20 protein-coding genes are annotated in these 19,667 nt (G+C 62.7%); 9 read left to right on the top strand and 11 right to left on the bottom strand.

Annotated elements, in window-relative coordinates; all coding sequences use genetic code 11:
• The 6 genes from ACK41V_RS20950 to ACK41V_RS20925 form a co-directional block, all read right to left on the bottom strand.
• Positions 1-563 (bottom strand): amino acid ABC transporter ATP-binding protein (locus ACK41V_RS20950; RefSeq protein WP_409785233.1); only part of this gene is annotated, 563 nt, incomplete at its 3' end.
• 150 nt (positions 564-713) lie between these two features.
• Positions 714-1,379 (bottom strand): amino acid ABC transporter permease, encoded by a 666-nt coding sequence (locus tag ACK41V_RS20945; protein ID WP_409785231.1) that lies wholly within the window; start codon positions 1,377-1,379, stop codon positions 714-716.
• 1 nt (position 1,380) lies between these two features.
• Positions 1,381-2,139: an amino acid ABC transporter permease gene (locus tag ACK41V_RS20940; RefSeq protein WP_409785229.1), complete on the bottom strand. Its 759-nt coding sequence runs from the start codon at positions 2,137-2,139 to the stop codon at positions 1,381-1,383.
• 108 nt (positions 2,140-2,247) lie between these two features.
• The gene (locus tag ACK41V_RS20935) at positions 2,248-3,147 is read right to left on the bottom strand and encodes an amino acid ABC transporter substrate-binding protein (RefSeq protein WP_409785227.1); all 900 of its coding nucleotides are present in this window, start codon (positions 3,145-3,147) and stop codon (positions 2,248-2,250) included.
• Between the two features lie 120 nt (positions 3,148-3,267).
• The gene (locus ACK41V_RS20930; RefSeq protein ID WP_409785226.1) at positions 3,268-4,161 is read right to left on the bottom strand and encodes an amino acid ABC transporter substrate-binding protein; all 894 of its coding nucleotides are present in this window, start codon (positions 4,159-4,161) and stop codon (positions 3,268-3,270) included.
• Between the two features lie 179 nt (positions 4,162-4,340).
• Positions 4,341-5,273, bottom strand: coding sequence for a LysR family transcriptional regulator (locus ACK41V_RS20925; RefSeq protein ID WP_409785225.1), 933 nt, complete (start codon positions 5,271-5,273; stop codon positions 4,341-4,343).
• 258 nt (positions 5,274-5,531) lie between these two features.
• Here ACK41V_RS20925 and ACK41V_RS20920 point away from each other — a divergent pair, with 258 nt between their 5' ends.
• The 3 genes from ACK41V_RS20920 to ACK41V_RS20910 are packed head-to-tail and all read left to right on the top strand — an operon-like array spanning position 5,532 to position 8,481.
• Entirely contained in the window at positions 5,532-6,101 is a 570-nt protein-coding gene (locus ACK41V_RS20920) for a TRAP transporter small permease (RefSeq protein ID WP_409785223.1), read from the top strand.
• Entirely contained in the window at positions 6,098-7,396 is a 1,299-nt protein-coding gene (locus tag ACK41V_RS20915) for a TRAP transporter large permease (protein WP_409785221.1), read from the top strand. The genes ACK41V_RS20920 and ACK41V_RS20915 overlap by 4 nt, the downstream gene beginning before the upstream one ends.
• A 47-nt stretch (positions 7,397-7,443) precedes the next feature.
• Positions 7,444-8,481: a DctP family TRAP transporter solute-binding subunit gene (locus ACK41V_RS20910; RefSeq protein WP_409785219.1), complete on the top strand. Its 1,038-nt coding sequence runs from the start codon at positions 7,444-7,446 to the stop codon at positions 8,479-8,481.
• A 204-nt stretch (positions 8,482-8,685) separates the two neighbouring features.
• Here the strand turns inward: ACK41V_RS20910 and ACK41V_RS20905 are convergent, their stop codons facing one another.
• The 3 genes from ACK41V_RS20905 to ACK41V_RS20895 all read right to left on the bottom strand — a co-directional run bounded on the left by ACK41V_RS20905 (position 8,686) and on the right by ACK41V_RS20895 (position 11,938).
• Positions 8,686-9,027, bottom strand: coding sequence for a nucleotide pyrophosphohydrolase (locus ACK41V_RS20905; protein WP_409785235.1), 342 nt, complete (start codon positions 9,025-9,027; stop codon positions 8,686-8,688).
• A 77-nt stretch (positions 9,028-9,104) separates the two neighbouring features.
• On the bottom strand, positions 9,105-10,037 hold the full coding sequence (locus ACK41V_RS20900; protein ID WP_409785217.1) for a 2-hydroxyacid dehydrogenase: 933 nt from the start codon (positions 10,035-10,037) through the stop codon (positions 9,105-9,107).
• A gap of 62 nt (positions 10,038-10,099) precedes the next feature.
• Positions 10,100-11,938: an ABCB family ABC transporter ATP-binding protein/permease gene (locus ACK41V_RS20895; protein ID WP_409785215.1), complete on the bottom strand. Its 1,839-nt coding sequence runs from the start codon at positions 11,936-11,938 to the stop codon at positions 10,100-10,102.
• A 130-nt stretch (positions 11,939-12,068) separates the two neighbouring features.
• Between ACK41V_RS20895 and ACK41V_RS20890 the strand changes: the two genes are divergently transcribed.
• Positions 12,069-12,491 carry an acyl-CoA thioesterase gene (locus tag ACK41V_RS20890; protein ID WP_409785213.1) on the top strand — a complete coding sequence of 141 codons (423 nt, stop codon included), beginning with the start codon at positions 12,069-12,071 and terminating at the stop codon, positions 12,489-12,491.
• A gap of 117 nt (positions 12,492-12,608) precedes the next feature.
• Here ACK41V_RS20890 and ACK41V_RS20885 read toward each other — a convergent pair whose 3' ends face one another.
• Positions 12,609-13,193: a polymer-forming cytoskeletal protein gene (locus ACK41V_RS20885; RefSeq protein WP_409785212.1), complete on the bottom strand. Its 585-nt coding sequence runs from the start codon at positions 13,191-13,193 to the stop codon at positions 12,609-12,611.
• Between the two features lie 179 nt (positions 13,194-13,372).
• Positions 13,373-13,858: a thioesterase family protein gene (locus ACK41V_RS20880; protein ID WP_409785210.1), complete on the bottom strand. Its 486-nt coding sequence runs from the start codon at positions 13,856-13,858 to the stop codon at positions 13,373-13,375.
• A 460-nt stretch (positions 13,859-14,318) separates the two neighbouring features.
• Between ACK41V_RS20880 and ACK41V_RS20875 the strand changes: the two genes are divergently transcribed.
• The 5 genes from ACK41V_RS20875 to ACK41V_RS20855 all read left to right on the top strand — a co-directional run.
• A complete protein-coding gene (locus ACK41V_RS20875; protein ID WP_409785209.1) occupies positions 14,319-15,194 on the top strand; it encodes a branched-chain amino acid ABC transporter permease in 876 nt (291 codons plus the stop codon).
• Positions 15,195-15,198: 4 nt separating this feature from the next.
• Positions 15,199-16,275, top strand: coding sequence for a branched-chain amino acid ABC transporter permease (locus ACK41V_RS20870; protein WP_409785207.1), 1,077 nt, complete (start codon positions 15,199-15,201; stop codon positions 16,273-16,275).
• Between the two features lie 17 nt (positions 16,276-16,292).
• Positions 16,293-17,132 (top strand): ABC transporter ATP-binding protein, encoded by an 840-nt coding sequence (locus ACK41V_RS20865; protein ID WP_409785206.1) that lies wholly within the window; start codon positions 16,293-16,295, stop codon positions 17,130-17,132.
• Complete coding sequence (locus tag ACK41V_RS20860; RefSeq protein ID WP_409785204.1) at positions 17,129-17,938, top strand: ABC transporter ATP-binding protein; 810 nt, start codon at positions 17,129-17,131, stop codon at positions 17,936-17,938. The genes ACK41V_RS20865 and ACK41V_RS20860 overlap by 4 nt, the downstream gene beginning before the upstream one ends.
• 7 nt (positions 17,939-17,945) lie before the next feature.
• Positions 17,946-19,667: AMP-dependent synthetase/ligase (locus ACK41V_RS20855; RefSeq protein ID WP_409785202.1), on the top strand; the 1,722-nt coding region annotated here is incomplete at its 3' end.

Below are 19,667 nucleotides of genomic sequence, written 5' to 3'. Positions count from 1 at the left end.
GTCATGCCTTCGTTGGCCAGGCCCACCATCACGTCCAGCACTTCGCCGACCATTTCGGGGTCAAGTGCCGACGTGGGTTCGTCGAACAACATCACGATGGGGTCCATCGACAGGGCGCGCGCAATGGCCACACGCTGCTGCTGGCCGCCGGAGAGCTGGCCAGGAAACTTGTCCTTGTGCAGCGTCAGGCCCACGCGTTCCAGCATCTTGAGGCCGCGCTTCTTGGCGTCGTCCGCGCTGCGGCCCAGCACCTTGATCTGCGCGATGGTCAGGTTTTCCGTCACCGACAGGTGCGGGAACAGCTCAAAGTGCTGAAACACCATGCCCACGCGGCTGCGCAGCTTGGGCAAGTCGGTTTTGGGGTCGTGCAGAGCAATACCGTCCACCGTGATCTCGCCCTTCTGGAAGGGTTCGAGCGCGTTGATGGTCTTGATCAGCGTGGACTTGCCCGAACCTGACGGGCCGCACACCACCACCACTTCACCCTTTTGGATGGTCGCCGTGCATTCGTTGAGCACCTGCACCGGGCCATACCACTTGGATACGTTCTTGAGTTCGATCATATTTTTCTCCAATCTCTTCTCTCATCACTTGTTCGGGGCGCCGCGCGTGAAACCGATGCGACTTCATGCGAGGACGCCGTGGAACTGGCTTTGCCAGGCCACTGGCGTCGTCCCCCTTGAGGGGGAAGGCGCCGAAGGCGACTCAGGGGGCTACCGAATAATTGCGATCTTCTGGTGAAGGCGCTTGACCGCCCAGGACAGCGCGTAACACATCACAAAATACAGCACGGCTGCGGCCAGGTACGCTTCGATGGGGCGGCCAAAGTTCTTACCGGCCACTTCAAAGCCCTTGAGCATGTCGTAGGCACCAATGGCGTAGACCAGCGAGGTGTCCTGGAACAGGATGATGGTCTGCGTGAGCAGCACCGGCAGCATGTTGCGGAACGCCTGGGGCAACACCACCAGTTTCATGTTCTGGCCGTACGTCATGCCCAGCGCCTGGCCTGCATGCACCTGGCCACGCGGAATGGACTGGATACCAGCGCGCATGATTTCGCTGAAATACGCCGCTTCGAACGCGATGAAGGTGACGATGGCAGACATCTCGGCGCCGATGGGGCGGCCGATGATGGCGGGCACCAGCAGGAAGAACCACAGAATCACCATCACCAGCGGAATGCTGCGCATGCCGTTGACATAGATGGTGGCGGGCACTTCAAGCCACTTCTTGCCCGACAGGCGCATGAGCGCCAGCACGGTGCCAAAAAGCACGCCCCCAATGGTCGCAATCACCGTGAGCGTGAGGCTGAAATACAGCCCCTTGAGCACGAAGTTGGAGATCAGCTCCCAGTTGTAGAAGGAAAAATCGATATTCATATCAATGCCCCCCTCCGGCGGCGCCGGTCACGACCATCCCGGGGATGCGCGCACGTTTTTCGATGAACGCCATGATGCGGTTGATGGCAAACGCCGAGATCACATAAAGCGCAGTCACAGCCAGGTACACCTCAATGCCGCGCGAGGTTTCTTCCTGCGCCTGCATGGCGAACATCGTGAGTTCAGCCACCGACACGGCAAACGCCACGGACGAGTTCTTGAAGATGTTCATCGTCTCGCTGGTCAGCGGCGGAATGATGATGCGAAACGCCATGGGCAAAAGCACATAACGGTAGGTCTGGAACGTGGTGAAACCCACTGCCATACCGGCGTAACGCTGCCCACGCGGCAAGGCCTGAATGCCCGAACGCACCTGCTCAGCGATACGCGCCGAGGTGAAAAAGCCCAGAGCCAGCACCACCAGCGCAAAACCAGGCACGCCGCGCAAGACCGGGAACAGGCTGGGTAGCACGTGGTACCACAAGAAAATCTGCACCAGCAGCGGAATATTGCGAAACAGCTCGACCCAGGCGTTGCCCAGGCGCACGATCATCGGCCGGTCCTGCAAGGTGCGCAGCGTGCCAATGAGAGAACCTATTACAAGCGCCAGCACCAAAGCCAGCACCGAAACAGACACCGTCCAGCCCCAGGCCGACAGCATCCAGTCCAGGTAGGTGATATCGCCGCCTTTGCCAAAGCAGCTTTGCACGACTTCCCTGTCCATGGTGTCCTGGCAGAACACCTGCCAATCCCAGCTCATAGGATCACCCCTTTAATTCTTGGTATTGCGTTGGGCGCAATCCTTTGCCCACCCAACAAAAAAGCCCCCTCGAACCGGTTGGCCGAAGGGGCACTGGCGCTCAGAAGCTTACTTCTTTGCGTAATCTTCCATGGGCTTGTCGTTTGGCGTGGCCCAAGCAGCCTTGGTAGCGTCGGACATAGGCAGGCCGATCTTGGTGTTGGTCGGTGGCACAGGTTGCATGAACCACTTGTCGTACAGCTTGGCCAGCGAACCGTCGGCGATCTGGCGCTTGATGCTGTCATCTACAGCCTTCTTGAAACCAGCGTCATCCTTGCGCAGCATGCAGGCGATGGGTTCCACCGACAACACTTCGCCCACAATCTTGTAGTCGGCAGGGTTCTTGGACTTGGAGACATTGGCCGCCAGGATGGAGCCGTCCATCACAAACGCGTCAGCGCGACCCGTTTCCAGCATCAAGAAGCTGTCAGCATGGTCCTTGCCAAAGACTTCCTTGAAGTCGATGCCACCAGCGCGCTCGTGCTTGCGCAGAGTTTGCACCGAAGTGGTGCCAGTGGTGGTGGCGATGGTCTTGCCGTTCAAGTCCTTGATGGACGTGATGCCCGAGCTGGCCTTCACCACGGTGCGCACTTCTTCCACGTACGTGGTCACTGCAAAAGCCACGTCCTTTTGACGGGTGGCGTTGTTGGTGGTGGAGCCACACTCCAGGTCCACGGTGCCATTGGTCACCAGTGGGATGCGGTTTTGCGACGTGACGGGCTGGTACTTCACATCCAGCTTGGGCAGGCCCAGTTGCTTTTGGATGTCGGCCAGAACGATCTCACCCATTTCGGTGTGAAAACCCACAAACTTGCCGTTACCCAGTGTGTAGGAAAGGCCGGAAGACTCACGCACACCCAGCGTCACGCTGCCCGATGCCTTGATTTTGGCCAGGGTGTCGGTGGCTTGAGCGAAAGCGCTACCTGCAGCCAGGGCGGTCACAGCAACCGCGAGCAAATGCTTCTTCATAGGTATCTCCTTGTGTGTAAACAAACGAAAAAAGGGGAGGTTATCTTAGAGATCCACCCATGCCGAACGGGTCGGCTGGCCGAGCACTCCAAAAAAGGGGACCGCAATCAGGATTGTTAGTCAGAACGGAACCTGATCGGTAGGGTATTTCCAGAAGTCGCGCAACAGATAACTGACCGGAAGGCTCAGCACCGTGTTGGTCGGGGGAATGGGTTTGTTAAACCACTTGTCATAAATGGCGTAAATATCGCGGCTGGTAATCAGGCGGCGCATTTCGTCATCGATCAGCTTTTTGAAATCGGGGTCGTTCTTGGGCAGCATGATCGCCAGAGGCTCGGTGGTCATGAACCGCCCCACCACCTTGAGCGCCTTCGGGTTGGGCCGCCCGGCGGCCAGGCCATAGAGCAAGACGTCGTCCATCACAAACGCATCCGCTTCGCCCTTTTCCACCATATCGACCGCCTTGGCATGGTCGGGGGCTTCCAGGATGGTGATACCCATCAGGCGCTCGCGGTTGGCCTGCTCGGCGGCCTTGAGGGGAGTGGTGCCCTTGGTGGACACCAGCTTTTTGCCGTTGAGGTCCTCGACGCGGTCGATGGGGCTGGCCGATTTGACCAACAGGCGCGCGCCGGTAATGAAGTGGGGGATGGTGAACGCCACCTTCTGGCGGCGCTCGGCGTTGTTGGTGGTAGAGCCGCACTCCATGTCCGCCTTGCCCTGCTCGATCATGGTGATGCGATTGGCGGGGGTGACAGCCACAAACTCAACAGCCATGTCCTTCTTGCCGGTCTTCTTTCGAACCACTTCTGCCAACTGCAGGCACAGGTCCACGGCGTAGCCCACGGGCTTGCCAGATGCAGAGTCAATGTAAGAAAACGGCACCGACGACTCGCGGTGCGCGATGACCAGCTTGCCACCGGCGCTGATGCGTTCCAGCACGCCCTGGGCCGACGCCGCGCAGGTGCAGCACAGGGCCACGAGGCCCCAGGCAAATCCCCAATGCTGAACTTTCATGCGGTCTTTCGGTGAGTGAATGGATAGGATTTGCAATCTTCGTGCCACCGTGGGGCCTGCCTAGGCACACGCTGCGTCAACCAACCCGTCAATGGCGCAGACTGTACGTGTCGTTACCGTGAAATTCCAATGCCGTTTGGGCGCGCAACTATGCAAAGTGTTTATATCCGTATTTACCCTTAGCATGACCCTGCCTGCGTTTGCAGGTAGGTCCACAGTGCCTGGGCCGTGCCCTTGGGCGCTTCTTTGCCGGTCGGTTTCTCGCGGTAAGCGCGCACGTCCATCGTCATTTGCAGGGCGTCCGCCTCCGACGGTGCAGCGCTGACCAGGCGGCGCGAGCGCAGTTCTTTCTTCACGGCGCTGTGCGGCAGAAAGGCCACGCCGTGGCCCTCCAGGGCCATGGCTTTGAGGCCTTCGGCCATGTCGGTTTCGTAGACCCGCTCCAGATGGATGGGCGTGCCCGCTTCTTTGAGGATGAGTTCGGTCACCCGCCCCAGATAAGCACCCGGCGCATAGCCCAGATAGGGCAGCGGTTGGCCTGCCCGGCCGGGCAGGCGGTGCAGGGGTTGTCCGTCCGCGTCGGCCTTGCTGTAGGGCGAGAGCACTTCCTGGCCCAGGCTCACCATTTCATACCGGTCAGCATCCAGCTGGAACGGCTGCGAAGGGTGGTGGTAAGCAATCAACAGGTCGCAGCCACCTTCGACCAAACGCATCACGGCGTCGTGCACGTTCAGCGCAATGAGGCGGCTTTTGAAAGGGCCAAACTTGTCGTGAAGACTGGACACCCACGCGGGAAAAAACGTGAACGCCAGGGTGTGCGGCACCGCAAATTCGATCATGTCCTTGCCAGCGCTGGTGTGCGCTCGCAACATGGCCCGTGTGTTTTGCAGCGCCTGCAACACCTCCAGCGCCTGGTCGTACAGCGTTTTGCCCGCGGGTGTAAGGCGTGTGGGGTACGAGCTGCGGTCCACCAGATCGGTGCCTGCCCACGCCTCCAACGCTTGAATGCGCCGCGAAAACGCGGGTTGCGTCACGTGTCGCAGCTGGGCCGACCGGCTGAAGCTGCGCGTTTCCGCAAGACTGACGAAATCTTCAAGCCACTTGGTTTCCATCGGCGCATTATCCGTGCCGCCCGTAAAGTCCGCTGAGCTGAGCCTGCTGCCGCGCGCGCTTTACAAGCGAGTTACATCCGCACAGAGACGCGCACGCACGCACCAATGATGTGCACACATACGAGCAGGCCGCATAATGCACGGCGCTGCGAACCACCCTTGGCGCAGCGCCGTCCCCGCCCCTGGTGCACAACACCGCCGGGCAGAGCGACAACGCATCCGCTGCTGTGTTTGATCTCCTGACCGCTCGACGACCCCATGCCCTCCTCCCCTCCCACCCGGCCCGCCGCCAACGCTGCGCCGTCGGTGCCACCGGCCCCAGCCGAAGCCCGCGCGCTGCGCCTTGAAGACTGGCTCACGGTGCTGGTTATGGCGTCGCTGGCGCTCATCACCTTTGCCAATGTGCTGGTGCGTTACTTCACCAACTCATCGTTCGCGTGGACGGAAGAGATCTCGGTGTTCCTGATGATCGTGCTCGCGCTGGTGGCGGGCTCTGCAGCCGTCGCGCGCGACCAGCACATCCGCATCGAATACTTTGCAGAGGGCGGGTCCGCCCTGCGCAGCAAGCGGCTGGCGCAGCTGGGTGCGCTCACGGTGGCGGTGCTCTTCGGGCTGATCGCCGTGCTGAGCGTGCGCGTGGTGTGGGACGACTACCGCTTTGGCGAAACCTCGCCCGGCATCGGCGTACCGCAGTGGTGGTATTCGATCTGGCTGCCCGTGTTTGCCGCGCTGATCACTGCGCGCGCTGTGGGTTTGTTCATTCGCCGCAGCCGCCGCACTGCCAGCGACCTTGCTGACAGCAAGGATGCCAAGGACGGCTCCGCATGATCGCCACGCTCCTGTTCGTGGCCTTCCTGGGCCTGATGTTCGTGGGCGTGCCGATTGGCGCCGCCCTGGGCCTGGCCGGTGCCGCCGCCATCGCACTGGCCAATGCCGACAGCCAGTGGTTCGGCCTGCTGGCCGTGCCGCAGAACTTCTACGCGGGCCTGGGCAAGTACCCGCTGCTGGCGATTCCAATGTTCGTGCTGGTGGGCTCCATTTTCGACCGCTCGGGCGTGGCCCTGCGCCTGGTGAACTTTGCCGTGGCCATCGTGGGGCGCGGCCCGGGCATGCTGCCGCTGGTGGCGATTGCCGTGGCGATGTTTCTGGGCGGCATCTCGGGCTCGGGCCCGGCCAACGCCGCCGCCGTGGGGGGCGTGATGATCGCGGCCATGTCGCGCGCGGGTTACCCGCCATCGTTTTCGGCCAGCGTGGTGGGGGCAGCCGCTGCCACCGATATCCTGATCCCGCCGTCCGTCGCCTTCATCATCTACTCGGTACTGGTGCCGGGCGCCTCGGTGCCCGCGCTGTTTGCGGCGGGCATGATCCCCGGCATCCTGGCCGGTATTGCGCTGATCATTCCGGCCGTTTGGATGGCGCGCAAGCACAAGATGGGCGCGCTCGAATCCACCATGCCCCGCCCCCCGTTCTGGAAGAGCCTGCGCGAGGCCACCTGGGGCCTGGCCGCGCCGGTGCTGATCCTGGGCGGCATGCGCGCTGGCTGGTTCACGCCAACGGAAGCCGCCGTGGTGGCGGTGTTCTACGGCCTCTTCGTGGGCATGGTGATCCACCGTACGATCAAGGTGCGCGACCTGTTTCCCATCCTGCGCGAATCGGGCGAGTTGTCGGCGGTGATTTTGCTGGTGGTCTCGCTCGCCGGCATCTTTGCCTTTTCGCTGTCCACCCTGGGGGTGATCGATCCGGTAGCCAATGCCATCGTCAACTCGGGTCTGGGCGAGTACGGCGTGCTGTCGCTCTTGATCGTGCTGCTCATCACCGTGGGCATGTTCCTCGACGGCATCTCGATCTTCCTGATCTTCGTGCCGCTGCTGCTGCCCATCATGAACCACTACCAATGGGACCCGGTCTGGTTCGGCGTGATCCTGACCTTGAAGGTGGCCCTGGGCCAATTCACCCCGCCGCTGGCCGTGAACCTCATGGTCTCGTGCCGCATCGCCGGGGTGCGCATGGAATCGACCGTGCGTTGGGTGGGCTGGATGCTGCTGGCAATGTTCCTGGTGATGGTGCTGGTGATCGCCTTCCCGCAACTGGCGCTGTGGTTGCCCGCCAAGCTCGGATATTGATGATTGATGGATTTGACCGACTGATTTCTACAAAGGAGACTGAAAAAATGAAACTGCGTACCTTCCTCACTTCTGCCGTCGCTGCGGCTGCCGCCCTGGCCTTTACCGCCCCTGCTGCCATTGCGCAGACCGCTTACAAGAGCGAGTACCGCATGTCGCTGGTGCTGGGCACCGCCTTTCCCTGGGGCAAGGGCGGCGAGCTGTGGGCCAACAAGGTCCGCGAGCGCACCAATGGCCGCATCAACATCAAGCTGTACCCCGGCGTTTCGCTGATCCAGGGCGACCAGACGCGCGAATTTTCCGCGCTGCGCCAGGGCGTGATCGACATGGCCGTGGGCTCCACCATCAACTGGTCGCCGCAGGTCAAGCAGCTCAATCTGTTCTCGCTGCCCTTCCTGTTCCCTGACTACGCGGCCGTGGACGCTGTGACGCAGGGCGACGTGGGCAAGCAAATCTTCGCCACGCTGGACAAGGCGGGCGTGGTGCCGCTCGCCTGGGGCGAGAACGGCTATCGCGAGATCTCCAACTCCAAAAAGGCGATCAAGACGCCCGAGGATTTGAAGGGCCTGAAGATTCGCGTGGTGGGCTCACCCCTGTTTCTGGACACCTTCACCGCCCTGGGCGCCAACCCCACGCAGATGAGCTGGGCCGACGCACAGCCCGCGTTCGCCAGCGGCGCCGTGGACGGCCAGGAGAACCCGATTGCCGTCTACATGGCTGCCAAACTGCACACCGTGGCGCAAAAGCACGTGACGATGTGGGGCTACGTGAACGACCCGCTGATCTTCGTGGTCAACAAGGACATCTGGGCGTCCTGGACACCCGCCGACCGCGAGATCGTCAAGCAGGCCGCCATTGATGCCGGCAAGGAAGAGATCGCCATCGCACGCAAGGGCATGGTCGAGGCCGACAAGCCGCTGCTCAAGGACATTGCCGCCAACGGCGTGACCGTCACGCAGTTGTCTGCCGCCGAGCGCGACGCGTTCGTGAAGGCCACGCGCCCTGTGTACGAAAAGTGGAAGGGCCAGATCGGCACGGATCTGGTGGTCTCGGCCGAGAAGGCCATTGCCGCGCGCAAGAAGTAAACAGCGACAGGGAAGCGGGCTGTCCGTCAGCCCCCCGGGCTTGTAGACGCTACCTGCAGGTAAAAAGCCAGCCCACCCCAAGCCCCGCTGCGCGGGGCTTTTTCGTGGCCGTTTCACCGCTGCACGGACGCACACGGCGCCACCCTTCGCTTCACTATTGATAGCTGCTAGCGCTTATAAATAAAGCGCTGTAGCCCGATTTGACTAAGAATTCGCAGTGGTACGCTGCGTTTTCCCCACCGGGTGTTTGATGGCGTTCTTGCGCAACTTGTGCTCCACGGCCTGCTCCAGATCCACGCCCGCGTGGTCGGCGATCTGCAGCAGGTACAGCAACACATCGGCCACCTCATCGGCGATGGGCTCTTTCAGCGTTGCATCGTCGCGCGCCGCCAGCGACTGCTCAGGCGTCATCCACTGGAAGATTTCGGCCAGCTCGGCCGCCTCGACCATCAGCGCCATGGACAGGTTCTTGGGCGTGTGAAACGGCTGCCACGCGCGCTCGGCCGCGAACGCGCGCAGCTGAGCCTGCAAGGCCTCAACATCCATGGACATCGCAGTTACTCCGTATTTAATAGCTACTAGCGCTTAACCAATAAGCGCTAGAGGCCAATTTCATTAAAATTTCAAAGGGGAGACACCGGCGCCTCGCCTGCAAAGTGCCGGCGTGCGTTCTCAACAAACCGGTCCACCGACGCCTGCACTGCCTCGGGCGACCAGCCCGCCACGTGCGGGGTCAGCACCACGGTGTCTAACGCCAGCAAATCCGCCGGGGGCGCAGGCTCGCTCTCGTACACATCCAGGCCCGCACCGGCGATGCGGCCGTCCTTCAGGGCCAACGCCAAGGCCTGGGTATCGATCACGCTGCCCCGCGCAATGTTGACCACATAGCCGCGCGGGCCCAGGGCGTTGAGCACCTGGGTGTTGACCAGATGCTGCGTGCCGCCGCCGCCGGGCGTAGCCACCACCAGGAAATCCGCCCATTCAGCCAGTGCCGTCACTTCGGCAAAGTAGCGGTACGGCACGTCGGTGCGGGCGCTGCGGTTGTGGTACCCCACCTCGACCTCAAAGCCCAGCGCGCGCTGCGCGATCTTCTTGCCGATGGTGCCCAGGCCGATGATGCCCAGGCGTTTGTGCGACACGTTGGGTGGCAGCGGCAAGGCTGTGCGCCACACGCCATCGCGGGTGAGTTGGTCGAGCTTGGGGATGCCGCGCACCGCAGCAATCAGCAGGCCCCAGGCATGGTCGGCCACGCAATCGTCGTTGGTGCCCGCGCCATTGGCCACCACAATGCCACGCGCCTTGGCGTGCTGCACGGCAATGTTCTCGTACCCGGCGCCCAGCGCGCAGATGAGCGACAACTGGGGCAGCGCGTCGATCTGCGCGGCGCTGAGACCCGTGGAGCCGATGGTCAGCACCGCGGTAATGCGCGGGCCGTGCGCGGCGAAGGCCGCTGTGGCCTGGGCGGCATCGGGGGCGTAGATCAGATCGAACGATTGCGACAACTGGGCGCAGTGGTCGTCGGAGAGGAACATGAGGGCTAGCAGGACGGGCTTCATGGCAAAAGAATGTCAGAGAGAAAGGAACAGAAATAGAGATAGAGATGTTCTTGGACGGGCCTTCAAGCGCCCGGGTCACTTTGTTGCAGCGACCACATGCTGGCGTATCGCCCTCCTTGTGACAGCAACTGCGCATGCGTGCCGCGCTCGATGATGCGGCCTGAATCCATGACCAAGATCTCGTGGGCGTCGACCACGGTGGACAGGCGGTGCGCGATCACCAGCGTGGTCTTGTTCTGCGCCACGCTTTGCAGCTCGGCCTGGATGGCGCGTTCGTTGGCGGAGTCCAGCGCCGAGGTGGCCTCGTCAAAGATCAGGATGGGCGGGTTCTTGAGCAGCGTGCGCGCAATGGCCACGCGCTGCTTTTCGCCGCCCGACAGCTTGAGCCCGCGCTCGCCCACCATGGTGCCGTAGCCCTCGGGGGTGCTGGTGATGAAGTCGTGGATGCGTGCTGACTGGGCTGCGGCTTCCACCTCGGCCTGGCTGGCGCCGGTGCGGCCATAGGCAATGTTGTAGGCCACGGTGTCGTTGAACAACACGGTGTCTTGCGGCACGATGCCAATCGCCTGGCGTACGCTGGCTTGTGTCACGCTGCGGATCTCTTGCCCTGCAATGGTGATGCGGCCTTGCTGGATGTCATAAAAGCGGAACAACAGCCGAGCCAGCGTCGACTTGCCCGAGCCCGATGGACCGACCACGGCCACGGTCTTGCCCGCAGGGATCTCGAAACTGATTCCCTGCAGGATGGGGCGGCCCGTGCTCACGTCGTTGCCCTTGCGGGTTTCGTACGAAAAATGCACGTCCTCAAAACGCACCGTGGGGCGGTCCAGACCCGTGAGCGGCACCGCGCCGGGGGCGTCGGCCACCTCGCGCTCCTTGTCCATCAGCGTGAACATCTTGTCCAGATCGGTCAGGCTTTGTTTGATCTCGCGGTAGATCACGCCCAGGAAGTTGAGCGGGATGTACAGCTGGATCATGAAGGCGTTGACCATGACCAGGTCACCCAGCGTCATGCGGCCATCGACCACGCCCTGCGTGGCCCGCCACAGCATGGCCACCAACCCGATGGCGATGATGAGCTGCTGGCCGGTGTTGAGCACCGACAGCGTGGTCTGGCTTTTGAGGCGCGCGCGCCGCAGGCGCTCCAGGCTTTCGTCATACCGTGCGGCCTCAAAACCTTCGTTGTTGAAGTATTTGACGGTTTCGTAGTTGAGCAGCGAGTCCACGGCCTTGGTGTGCGCAGCGGAATCAAACTCGTTGGCCTCGCGGCGAAACTGGGTGCGCCACTCGGTCACCAGCACCGTGAAGGTGATGTAGAACGCCAATGCCGCCAGCGTGATCCACGCGAACCAGGCGTCGAACTTGACGGCCAGCACCGACAGCACCAGCGCCACTTCGATCAGCGTGGCACCGATGTTGAAGAGTGTGAACGAGATCAACGACTCGATGCCGCGCACGCCGCGCTCGATGTCGCGCGTCATGCCACCGGTTTGCCGCTCCAGATGAAACCGCAGGCTGAGCGCATGCAAGTGCTGAAACGTCTGCAACGCAATCGAGCGCGCAGCCCCCTGCGTGGCCTTGGCGAACACCAGCTCGCGCAGCTCGGTGAACAACGAGGTGGACAGCCGCAACGCGCCATACGCCAGCAGCAAACCGATCGGCACCACCAGCAGCGTGGCCGGGTCGCCCGGCTTGAAGTTCATCGCGTCCACCAGCGTCTTAAGCAGCAGCGGCACGCTGACATTGGCCAGCTTGGCACCCACCATGAACACGATGGCGGCGATCACACGCCACTTGTACTCCCACAGGTAGGGCAGCAGCCGGTTCAGCGTCGCCCAGTCGGACTTTGCAGGCGCGGGGTTGGCGGGGCTCGGGGGGGCGGTTTCGCCAAGGTGGCGCATGGGGGACAATTCCAGGTGTTGTTGTTATTACCGACCCGGCTGTTGCCAAGGTGGTTTTGCAGGGCCAGAGCCCCGCGCAAAACCCATGGTTCCTGGAGGATTGGCTCAGCCCCAAACCGAGATTGTGCCCATGTCTGCCGTTTTCAGCCCACCCCCCGCCGCATTACCCACCGACAAGGAGCTGGTGCTCAAGGTCATCCCCATGCCCGCAGACACCAACGGCAACGGCGACATTTTTGGCGGCTGGGTGATGGCTCAGGTCGACCTGGCCGGGTCCGTACTGCCCGCGCGCTACATGCAGGGCCGCATGGCCACCGTGGCGGTCAACGAGTTCATCTTCAAGCAACCCGTGCGCGTGGGCGACATCCTGTCGTTCTTCTCGTCCATCACGCGCGTGGGCAACACCTCGGTCACCGTGCAGGTGGAGGTGTATGCCGAACGTTTTACCGACCAAGGCCGGTATGTGAAGGTGACCGAGGCGCGGTTGACCTACGTCGCCATTGATGACGAGGGCAGGCCGCGGCCGGTGCCCAAGCCTGCCGGCGCGGCCTGAGCACCTGCCCATTGCTTTCGCGGCGGGGTGAGCACCGAACAAAGCAGGTGCTGAGGGGCTGGGACTGCGCCCCCGGCAATCACCTGCGGGAGCGCACAAAACTCCCGCTGTGTGCGTTCAGGCCGCCAGAGCGGTCGGCTCCGTGCGCACCGCCGGTGCGGGCCGTTGTTGCATGCTGGACGAGGATGCGGCAGAAGGCGAGAAGCCGGACTGGATCTCGCCCGCCAGTTGGCCGCCCTCTTCCACCACCAGCTTGCCGTAACGGATCTTGCCGTTGACCTTGCCCGTGCTGTAGATCACCAGCTTCTGACGCACGGTGAGGGTGCCGTTGAACTCGCCGTGGATCTCGGCAATGTCGATCTCGGCCGAACCCTTGAAGGCGCCGCGTTCCGAGATGTGGATCACGCGTGAATCCATCGTGGCTTCGACCGTGCCTTCCACCACCAGGGTGTCGCAATCGGTGATCTCTACGCCCTTGAGCTTGATGTTGGGGCCGACGGTCAGTTTGCTGCCCGAAGAATCGCTGGCAGAAGATGGGGGTACCGCAGGGCTGGTGGCGGTTGCAGTGGCCGCCGGAGCCTGGGCAGCAGCGGCAGCACTGCTGGCGGACGTGCTGTTGAGCCCTGTGGATGAATTGGCGCTGTGGCGGGGTTGGAACGGTTCGGGTTCGCGTTTGCCAAAGAAGGGGTTTTGCACGGCCATCAGATCTCCTTGAAAAGAGAGTCATCGTAGGGTTGGGCGCCAGCGAAAGATGCCTTCGTTACGCAAGAACGGTAACCAAACGGTTCTCTCGTAGCATGCGCTTGCAAGGCTTGCAGCGTCACACATTCGCAAGCGCATGCGAGCGCCTTCCTACAGCCGCGTGTCTGACCCGGGGCCTGCTACGACACGATGTAAGCGGCGGCGCCTGCGGACATGATTTCGCCGTCCGGCCCCAGGAACTCCATGCGCGTGGTGGCCACGCGCGAACCCAGGCGCAGCACATGGGCACGCAGTTCAAAGTGGCTGCCAATGCCGGGGCGCAGGTAGTCGATGCGCAAGTCAATGGTGCCCAGCTTGGCAAAGCGGTGCAGGCGTTGCTCCGGCGCTTCGTCCATGTGTTTGGCACCGATGGCGGCCATCACGGCAAGCCCGCCCATGGCGTCCAGCCCCGCGCTGATCACGCCACCGTGCACCCGGTTGTAGGCGTAGTGGCCCACCAGCTCGGGCTTCATGTCGATGCGACCCGTCACGCCATCGGGGCGCAACTCCATCACCTTCAACCCCAGCATCTGGTTGAACACAATTTTTTCTTCGAATATCAACTTGAGCCCAGCAATGAAAGCAGGCTCGAACGCGTGCGGCGTGGGGGTGGCGGACTTGCTCATGGATCTCCTGGGGGTGGGTGCGGGGCAGTGCATGGAGTTTGCGCTATCAGCACACTCCTGATTTTGTAGCTGCTAGCGCTTTATGGATAAGCGCTAGAGGCCATTTTTACCTAAAAATCGCCCTGGTGAACTCGCCCCACACACAACGGAGAGCACGTCGCAAGGCCTCGGCCAGGCAGGCACATCGCTTCGTGGCCGGGCGCGCCACCACCGGACATAAGTCCTATTGCGCAAGGTGCGGGGCTCCGTCAATATCCTGCGCTGCTGCGTCACACCGCCCCATCAGGGTTAGCCCCGAGTGTTATCTACACCGGGCGCGTGCAACACTATTTATGCCAAGCAATCGCTTTGTGAAAATATTCTGCAGGGACGGCGCTGACCAGGATGCTCCCCGCGCCTGCCCATTGCGGTGAGCGACTGCATCCTTCCACTGTGCGTGAATCCTATTTGGGGAGCCCGTGTGCAATTTGTGCAACTGTTGATCAGCGGTATTTCGCAGGGGTGCATCTACGGGCTGATCGCGCTGGGCTTCGTGCTCATCTACAAGGCGACCGAAACCGTGAGCTTTGCCCAGGGCGAGCTGATGATGCTGGGCGCGTTCCTGGGCCTGGCGCTCATGACGCTGCTGGGCTTCCCGTTCTGGGTGGCAGTGCTCGCCAGCATCTTGGCCATGGGGCTGTTTGGTACGGTGCTAGAGCGCGCGGTCATCCGCCCCATCCTGGGCCAGCCGGCCTTTTCCATCGTCATGCTCACCATCGGCATCGGGTACGTGCTGCGCGGGCTGGTCACGATGATCCCCAACATCGGCACCGACACCCACACGCTGCCCGTGCCGTACAAGGACATGTCGCTGCGCCTGGGCGGGCTGGTGCTCAGCGCCGAGCAGTTGGTGGTGATTGGCGCCACCGGCGTGCTGTGCGTGCTGCTGTTCGCCATGTTCCGCTACAGCAAGCTCGGCATCGCCATGCAGGCATCCTCACAAAACCAGCTGGCGGCGTACTACATGGGCATTCCGGTGCAGCGCCTCAACGGCCTGGCCTGGGGCCTGGCGGCCGGTGTGGCTGCGGTGGCCGGACTGCTGCTGGCGCCCATCACCTTTGTGCACGCCAACATGGGGCTCATCGGGCTCAAGGCTTTCCCGGCCGCCGTGGTGGGCGGCTTTGGCAGCCTGCCCGGGGCCATCGTGGGCGGGCTGGTCATCGGCATTGTGGAATCGCTGTCAGGGTTTTATCTGCCCGATGGCTTCAAGGACACGGCGGCGTACATCGTGGTGCTCATCATGTTGATGGTGAAACCCAACGGGCTGTTCGGCGAAAAATTGAGAAAGAAAGTCTGACCCCATGCGCTTTCTTTTCAAGACTTCTTACGAACAAGACCTGCGCCTGGCCAAGCATGGCGGGCATGTGTTCTGGTACAGCCTGCTGTGCCTGGCCCTGGTCGCCGCCCCCTGGGTGGCGCCCGAGTATTGGCTGGCGCAGCTCACCTTTGTGCTCATCTACGGCATCGTCGGCCTGGGGTTGATGCTGCTGGCCGGGTTTACCGGGCAGTTCTCGCTGGGGCACGCGGCGTTTCTGGGGGTGGGGGCCTACACACAAGCGGTGCTGACGGGCATGGGCTGGCCGTTTGCGCTGTCGCTGGCCTGCGCTGCGGGGCTGTCGGCCGCGGTGGGCGTCGTGGTGGGCTTGCCCGCACTTCGGGTCAAGGGCATCTATCTGGGCATGGCCACGCTGTCGTTCGGTTTCATCGTCGAAGAGGTGTTTGCCCGGTGGGAGTCCGTCACCGGCGGCAACTCCGGCAAACACCTGGTGCCGCCCGAGATCTTTGGCTTCAAGTTCGAGTCCACCGAGTCGTTCTACTTTCTGTGCCTGGTCATTGCGGTGGTCAGCACGCTGGGCATCCTGAACCTGCTGCGCTCGCCCACGGGCCGGGCGTTTGTGGCCATCCGCGATTCAGAGATTTCGGCGCAGAGCATGGGCATTCACCTGGCGCGCTACAAGACGCTGTCGTTCTCGCTGTCGGCGGCGCTCGCGGGCGTGGGCGGTGCGCTGTATGCGCACAAGCTGCAGTTCATCTCGCCCGACCAGTTCAACATTCTGCAATCCATCGACCTGCTGCTGATGATCGTGATCGGCGGGCTGGGGTCGGTACATGGCGCGTTCCTGGGGGCCATCTTCCTCATCACCATGCCGCAGATGATTTCACTGGGCAAGGACTGGCTGCCCGCCGCCATCGGCCAAGCACCCGGCCTGCAGGCCGTGGTCTACGGCGCCGTGCTCATCCTTTTCGTGCTGTTCGAGCCCATGGGCCTGTATGGCCGCTGGCTCAAGGTGCGCACCTGGCTGCAGATGTTTCCGTTCTACCGCAAGGGCCTGTTCAAGCGGCAGAAGTCCTTCCAGAAGTCCGATAGGCTGAAATGACCAGCGCCGTTTCCCCCATGACCGACGACATCCTGCTCAGTGCACAAAACCTCAGCGTGCGCTTTGGTGGCGTGCTGGCGGTCAACAACGTGAGCTTTGAAGTGCGCCGTGGCGAGGTGTTCACCCTCATCGGCCCCAACGGTGCAGGCAAGACCACGGTGTTCAATCTCATCAGCCGCATCTACACGCCCACCACCGGGACCATTGCCTACGCGGGCCCCGGTGGCGCGATGCTGCCGCTGACCGACCAACCGCCGCACCAGGTAGCGGGCTTGGGCATAGCGCGCACCTTTCAGAACATCGAACTCTTCGAGCACGCCAGCGTGCTGCACAACCTGTTGATCGGTCGCCACACGCGGCGCGAAACGGGCGTGTGGCAAGACATGTTCTTTACCCGCAAGGTGCGCAATGCCGAAGTGCGAGCGCGCGAGAAGGCCGAGCAGATCATCGACTTCCTCGACCTGCAGCACTACCGCGACACACTGGTGGCCGGGCTGCCCTACGGCGTGCGCAAGGTGGTGGAGCTGGCCCGCGCGCTGTGCACCGAGCCGCAACTGCTTCTGCTAGACGAGCCTTCGTCGGGCCTCAACATGGAAGAAACCGACGACATGGCGTTCTGGATCCAGGACATCCAGCACGAGCTGGGCATCACCGTGCTGATGGTGGAGCACGACATGTCGCTGGTCTCTAAAGTGTCCGACCGCGTGCTGGCCATGAACCAGGGAGAAGTGGTGGCCATGGGCACGCCGCGCGAGGTGCAGTCACACCCCGGTGTGATCGAGGCGTATCTGGGCACCATCGACGATGTGAGCAACCTGCGCCGCCCACCTGGCAGCGCCTTCGGGGCCCGACCATGAGCGCCGTGCTTGCCGCCACCCAAGCGGATCCTTCCGACCAGCCCCTGCTGCGCCTGCAGAACGTGGAGAGCGCCTACGGCCCAATCAAGGCCATTCGCGGCGTGAGCCTGCAGGTGCGGCGCGGCGAGATCGCCGCCGTGCTGGGCAGCAACGGTGCGGGCAAGACCACCATTCTCAAAACCATCAGCGGCATCATCGACCCGCGCAAGGGCTCCATCGAGTTCCAGGGCGCCGACATCACCGCCAATGACCCGGCGGCCATCGTGCGCCGGGGCCTCATGCACGTGCCCGAGGGGCGCGAGGTGTTTGCATTGCTGTCTGTGCGCGACAACCTGCTGATGGGCGCCTACACACGCAGCGACGCTGACGCCGTGGCGCGCGACATCGAAACGGTGTACGGCTACTTCCCCATCCTGAAGGAACGCGCGGCGCAGGATGCAGGCTTGCTTTCGGGCGGACAACAGCAGATGCTGGCCATCTCGCGAGCGCTCATGGCCAATCCGCAGCTCATCCTGCTCGACGAGCCCAGTCTGGGCCTGAGCCCCAAGCTCACCAAAGAGATCTTCGAGATCGTGGTACGCATCAACCGCGAGCGCGGCACCACCATCTTGCTGGTAGAGCAGAACGCCAACATGGCGCTCAATGCCTCGGACTACGGCTACGTTCTGGAGAATGGCCGCATCGTCATGGAAGACAGCTGCGAGCGCCTGCGCGAGAAGGACGACATCAAGGAGTTCTACCTGGGCATGAAGGATGTCGGCGTGCGCGGCGAGCGGCGCTGGAAAAAGAAGAAAACTTGGAGATGAGGACAGCATGAGCAATCTCTGGGACCTTTCTCACATCCAGCCCGCAGGAACCGACGTGCTGGCGGGCGACACCATGCCTGCGATGTTCTGGAATGCCGTGAAAAGTCGCGGACCGCGCGTGTGGATGCGCCAGAAAGAGCTGGGCATCTGGAAGAGCTGGACCTGGGACCAGACCGCCGAGGCGGTGCGCGAGATTGCGGGCGGCCTGATGTCGCTGGGTTTTGCGCCGGGTGAATGCGCTTCTGTCTTGTCCAACACCAACATCGAATGGGTGCTGGCGGACCTGGCGGTGCTGAGCTGCGGCGGTGTGTCCAACGGCATCTACCCCACCGATGCAGCGGCGCAAGTGCACTACCTCAGTGAAGACTCCCGCACCACCGTGTTGTTTGTGGAAGATGACGAGCAGCTCGACAAGGCTCTAGAGGTACGCGGCAGCCTGCCCTTGCTGCGCAAGATTGTGGTTTTTGACATGGAAGGACTGCGGGGCCTCGATGACCCCCATGTTCTGAGCCTGCAGGCTCTGCGCGAGCTGGGCCGCGCGTTCAACCAGCAGCACCCCGATGAAATCGCGCGCCACGTGCAAGGCTGCGGGCCAGACGATGTGGCCATCCTGGTCTACACATCGGGCACCACGGGCAAGCCCAAGGGCGCCATGCACACCCATGCCGCGCTCACCTACACGGTGCGCGGCTACAACACGCTGATCTCGCGCAGCGAAGACGACGAGACCATGTGTTTTCTGCCGCTGTGCCACATTGCCGAGCGCATGGGCGGCGAATATTTTTCGCTCTACACCGGGGCCAAACTCAATTTTGTCGAGAACCCCGACACCGTGCCCGAAAACGTACGCGAGATCGCGCCCACGGTGTTCACCGCCGTGCCGCGCGTGTGGGAGAAGTTCTACTCCGGCGTGATGATTGCGCTCAAGGAATCCACGCGCATGCAACAGGCGGCCTATGCCTGGTCCATCGGCGTGGGCACGCGCATTGCCGACTTGGTGCTGGCGGGCCAGCCCGTGGGCGGCGGGCTCAAGCTGCAGTTTCAGGTGGCGCGCTGGCTGGCGCTGAACAACGTGCGCAAGCTCATCGGCATCCACCGAGCGCGGTTCCTCGTCACCGGTGCGGCGCCCATCTCGCCCGAACTGGTGAAGTGGTACCTGGCGCTGGGCGTGCCCATGCTGGAGGTATGGGGCATGACGGAGACCTGCGGTGCTGCCACCGGCGTGCCCGCCAGCCGCATCAAGCCCGGCTCCATTGGCCCGGCCGCCAGCTACAACGAGGTGCGCATCGACGCCGCTACCGGAGAGATCCTGGTACGCGGGCCCAACGTCTTCAAGGGCTACCTCAACTTGCCCGAAAAGACGGCCGAAACCATCGACCCCGACGGCTGGCTGCACACCGGCGACGTGGGCCTGATCGACGCCGACGGCTACCTGCGCATCACCGACCGCATGAAGGACATCATCATCACGGCCGGTGGCAAAAACATCACGCCCAGCGAGCTGGAGAACGAACTCAAGTTCAGCCCCTACGTGACGGACGCGGTGGTGATTGGCGACAAGTTGCCCTACCTGACGGTGATCATCATGATCGACCAGGAGAACGTGGAGAAGTACGCACAGGACAACGACGTGCCCTTCAGCAATTACGCCAGCCTGACCCGCACCCGAGAGGTCCAGGACCTGATCCAGGCCGAGCTCGACCGCGTCAACGCCAAATTTGCGCGGGTG

The sequence above is a fragment of the Acidovorax sp. genome (assembly GCF_046291265.1).
GTDB lineage: Bacteria > Pseudomonadota > Gammaproteobacteria > Burkholderiales > Burkholderiaceae_C > Acidovorax.
This window is presented reverse-complemented; position numbering and strand designations above follow the sequence as displayed.

What these genes read in the sequence shown, in the direction of transcription:
- ACK41V_RS20860 (WP_409785204.1), top strand. Translation starts at nt 17,129, where the DNA reads ATGAGCGCCGTGCTTGCCGCCACCCAAGCGGATCCTTCCGACCAGCCC.
- ACK41V_RS20885 (WP_409785212.1), bottom strand. Translation starts at nt 13,193, where the DNA reads ATGGCCGTGCAAAACCCCTTCTTTGGCAAACGCGAACCCGAACCGTTC.
- ACK41V_RS20865 (WP_409785206.1), top strand. Translation starts at nt 16,293, where the DNA reads ATGACCGACGACATCCTGCTCAGTGCACAAAACCTCAGCGTGCGCTTT.
- ACK41V_RS20870 (WP_409785207.1), top strand. Translation starts at nt 15,199, where the DNA reads ATGCGCTTTCTTTTCAAGACTTCTTACGAACAAGACCTGCGCCTGGCC.
- ACK41V_RS20915 (WP_409785221.1), top strand. Translation starts at nt 6,098, where the DNA reads ATGATCGCCACGCTCCTGTTCGTGGCCTTCCTGGGCCTGATGTTCGTG.
- ACK41V_RS20900 (WP_409785217.1), bottom strand. Translation starts at nt 10,037, where the DNA reads ATGAAGCCCGTCCTGCTAGCCCTCATGTTCCTCTCCGACGACCACTGC.
- ACK41V_RS20920 (WP_409785223.1), top strand. Translation starts at nt 5,532, where the DNA reads ATGCCCTCCTCCCCTCCCACCCGGCCCGCCGCCAACGCTGCGCCGTCG.
- ACK41V_RS20890 (WP_409785213.1), top strand. Translation starts at nt 12,069, where the DNA reads ATGTCTGCCGTTTTCAGCCCACCCCCCGCCGCATTACCCACCGACAAG.
- ACK41V_RS20925 (WP_409785225.1), bottom strand. Translation starts at nt 5,273, where the DNA reads ATGGAAACCAAGTGGCTTGAAGATTTCGTCAGTCTTGCGGAAACGCGC.
- ACK41V_RS20880 (WP_409785210.1), bottom strand. Translation starts at nt 13,858, where the DNA reads ATGAGCAAGTCCGCCACCCCCACGCCGCACGCGTTCGAGCCTGCTTTC.
- ACK41V_RS20940 (WP_409785229.1), bottom strand. Translation starts at nt 2,139, where the DNA reads ATGAGCTGGGATTGGCAGGTGTTCTGCCAGGACACCATGGACAGGGAA.
- ACK41V_RS20905 (WP_409785235.1), bottom strand. Translation starts at nt 9,027, where the DNA reads ATGGATGTTGAGGCCTTGCAGGCTCAGCTGCGCGCGTTCGCGGCCGAG.
- ACK41V_RS20930 (WP_409785226.1), bottom strand. Translation starts at nt 4,161, where the DNA reads ATGAAAGTTCAGCATTGGGGATTTGCCTGGGGCCTCGTGGCCCTGTGC.
- ACK41V_RS20945 (WP_409785231.1), bottom strand. Translation starts at nt 1,379, where the DNA reads ATGAATATCGATTTTTCCTTCTACAACTGGGAGCTGATCTCCAACTTC.
- ACK41V_RS20910 (WP_409785219.1), top strand. Translation starts at nt 7,444, where the DNA reads ATGAAACTGCGTACCTTCCTCACTTCTGCCGTCGCTGCGGCTGCCGCC.
- ACK41V_RS20895 (WP_409785215.1), bottom strand. Translation starts at nt 11,938, where the DNA reads ATGCGCCACCTTGGCGAAACCGCCCCCCCGAGCCCCGCCAACCCCGCG.
- ACK41V_RS20935 (WP_409785227.1), bottom strand. Translation starts at nt 3,147, where the DNA reads ATGAAGAAGCATTTGCTCGCGGTTGCTGTGACCGCCCTGGCTGCAGGT.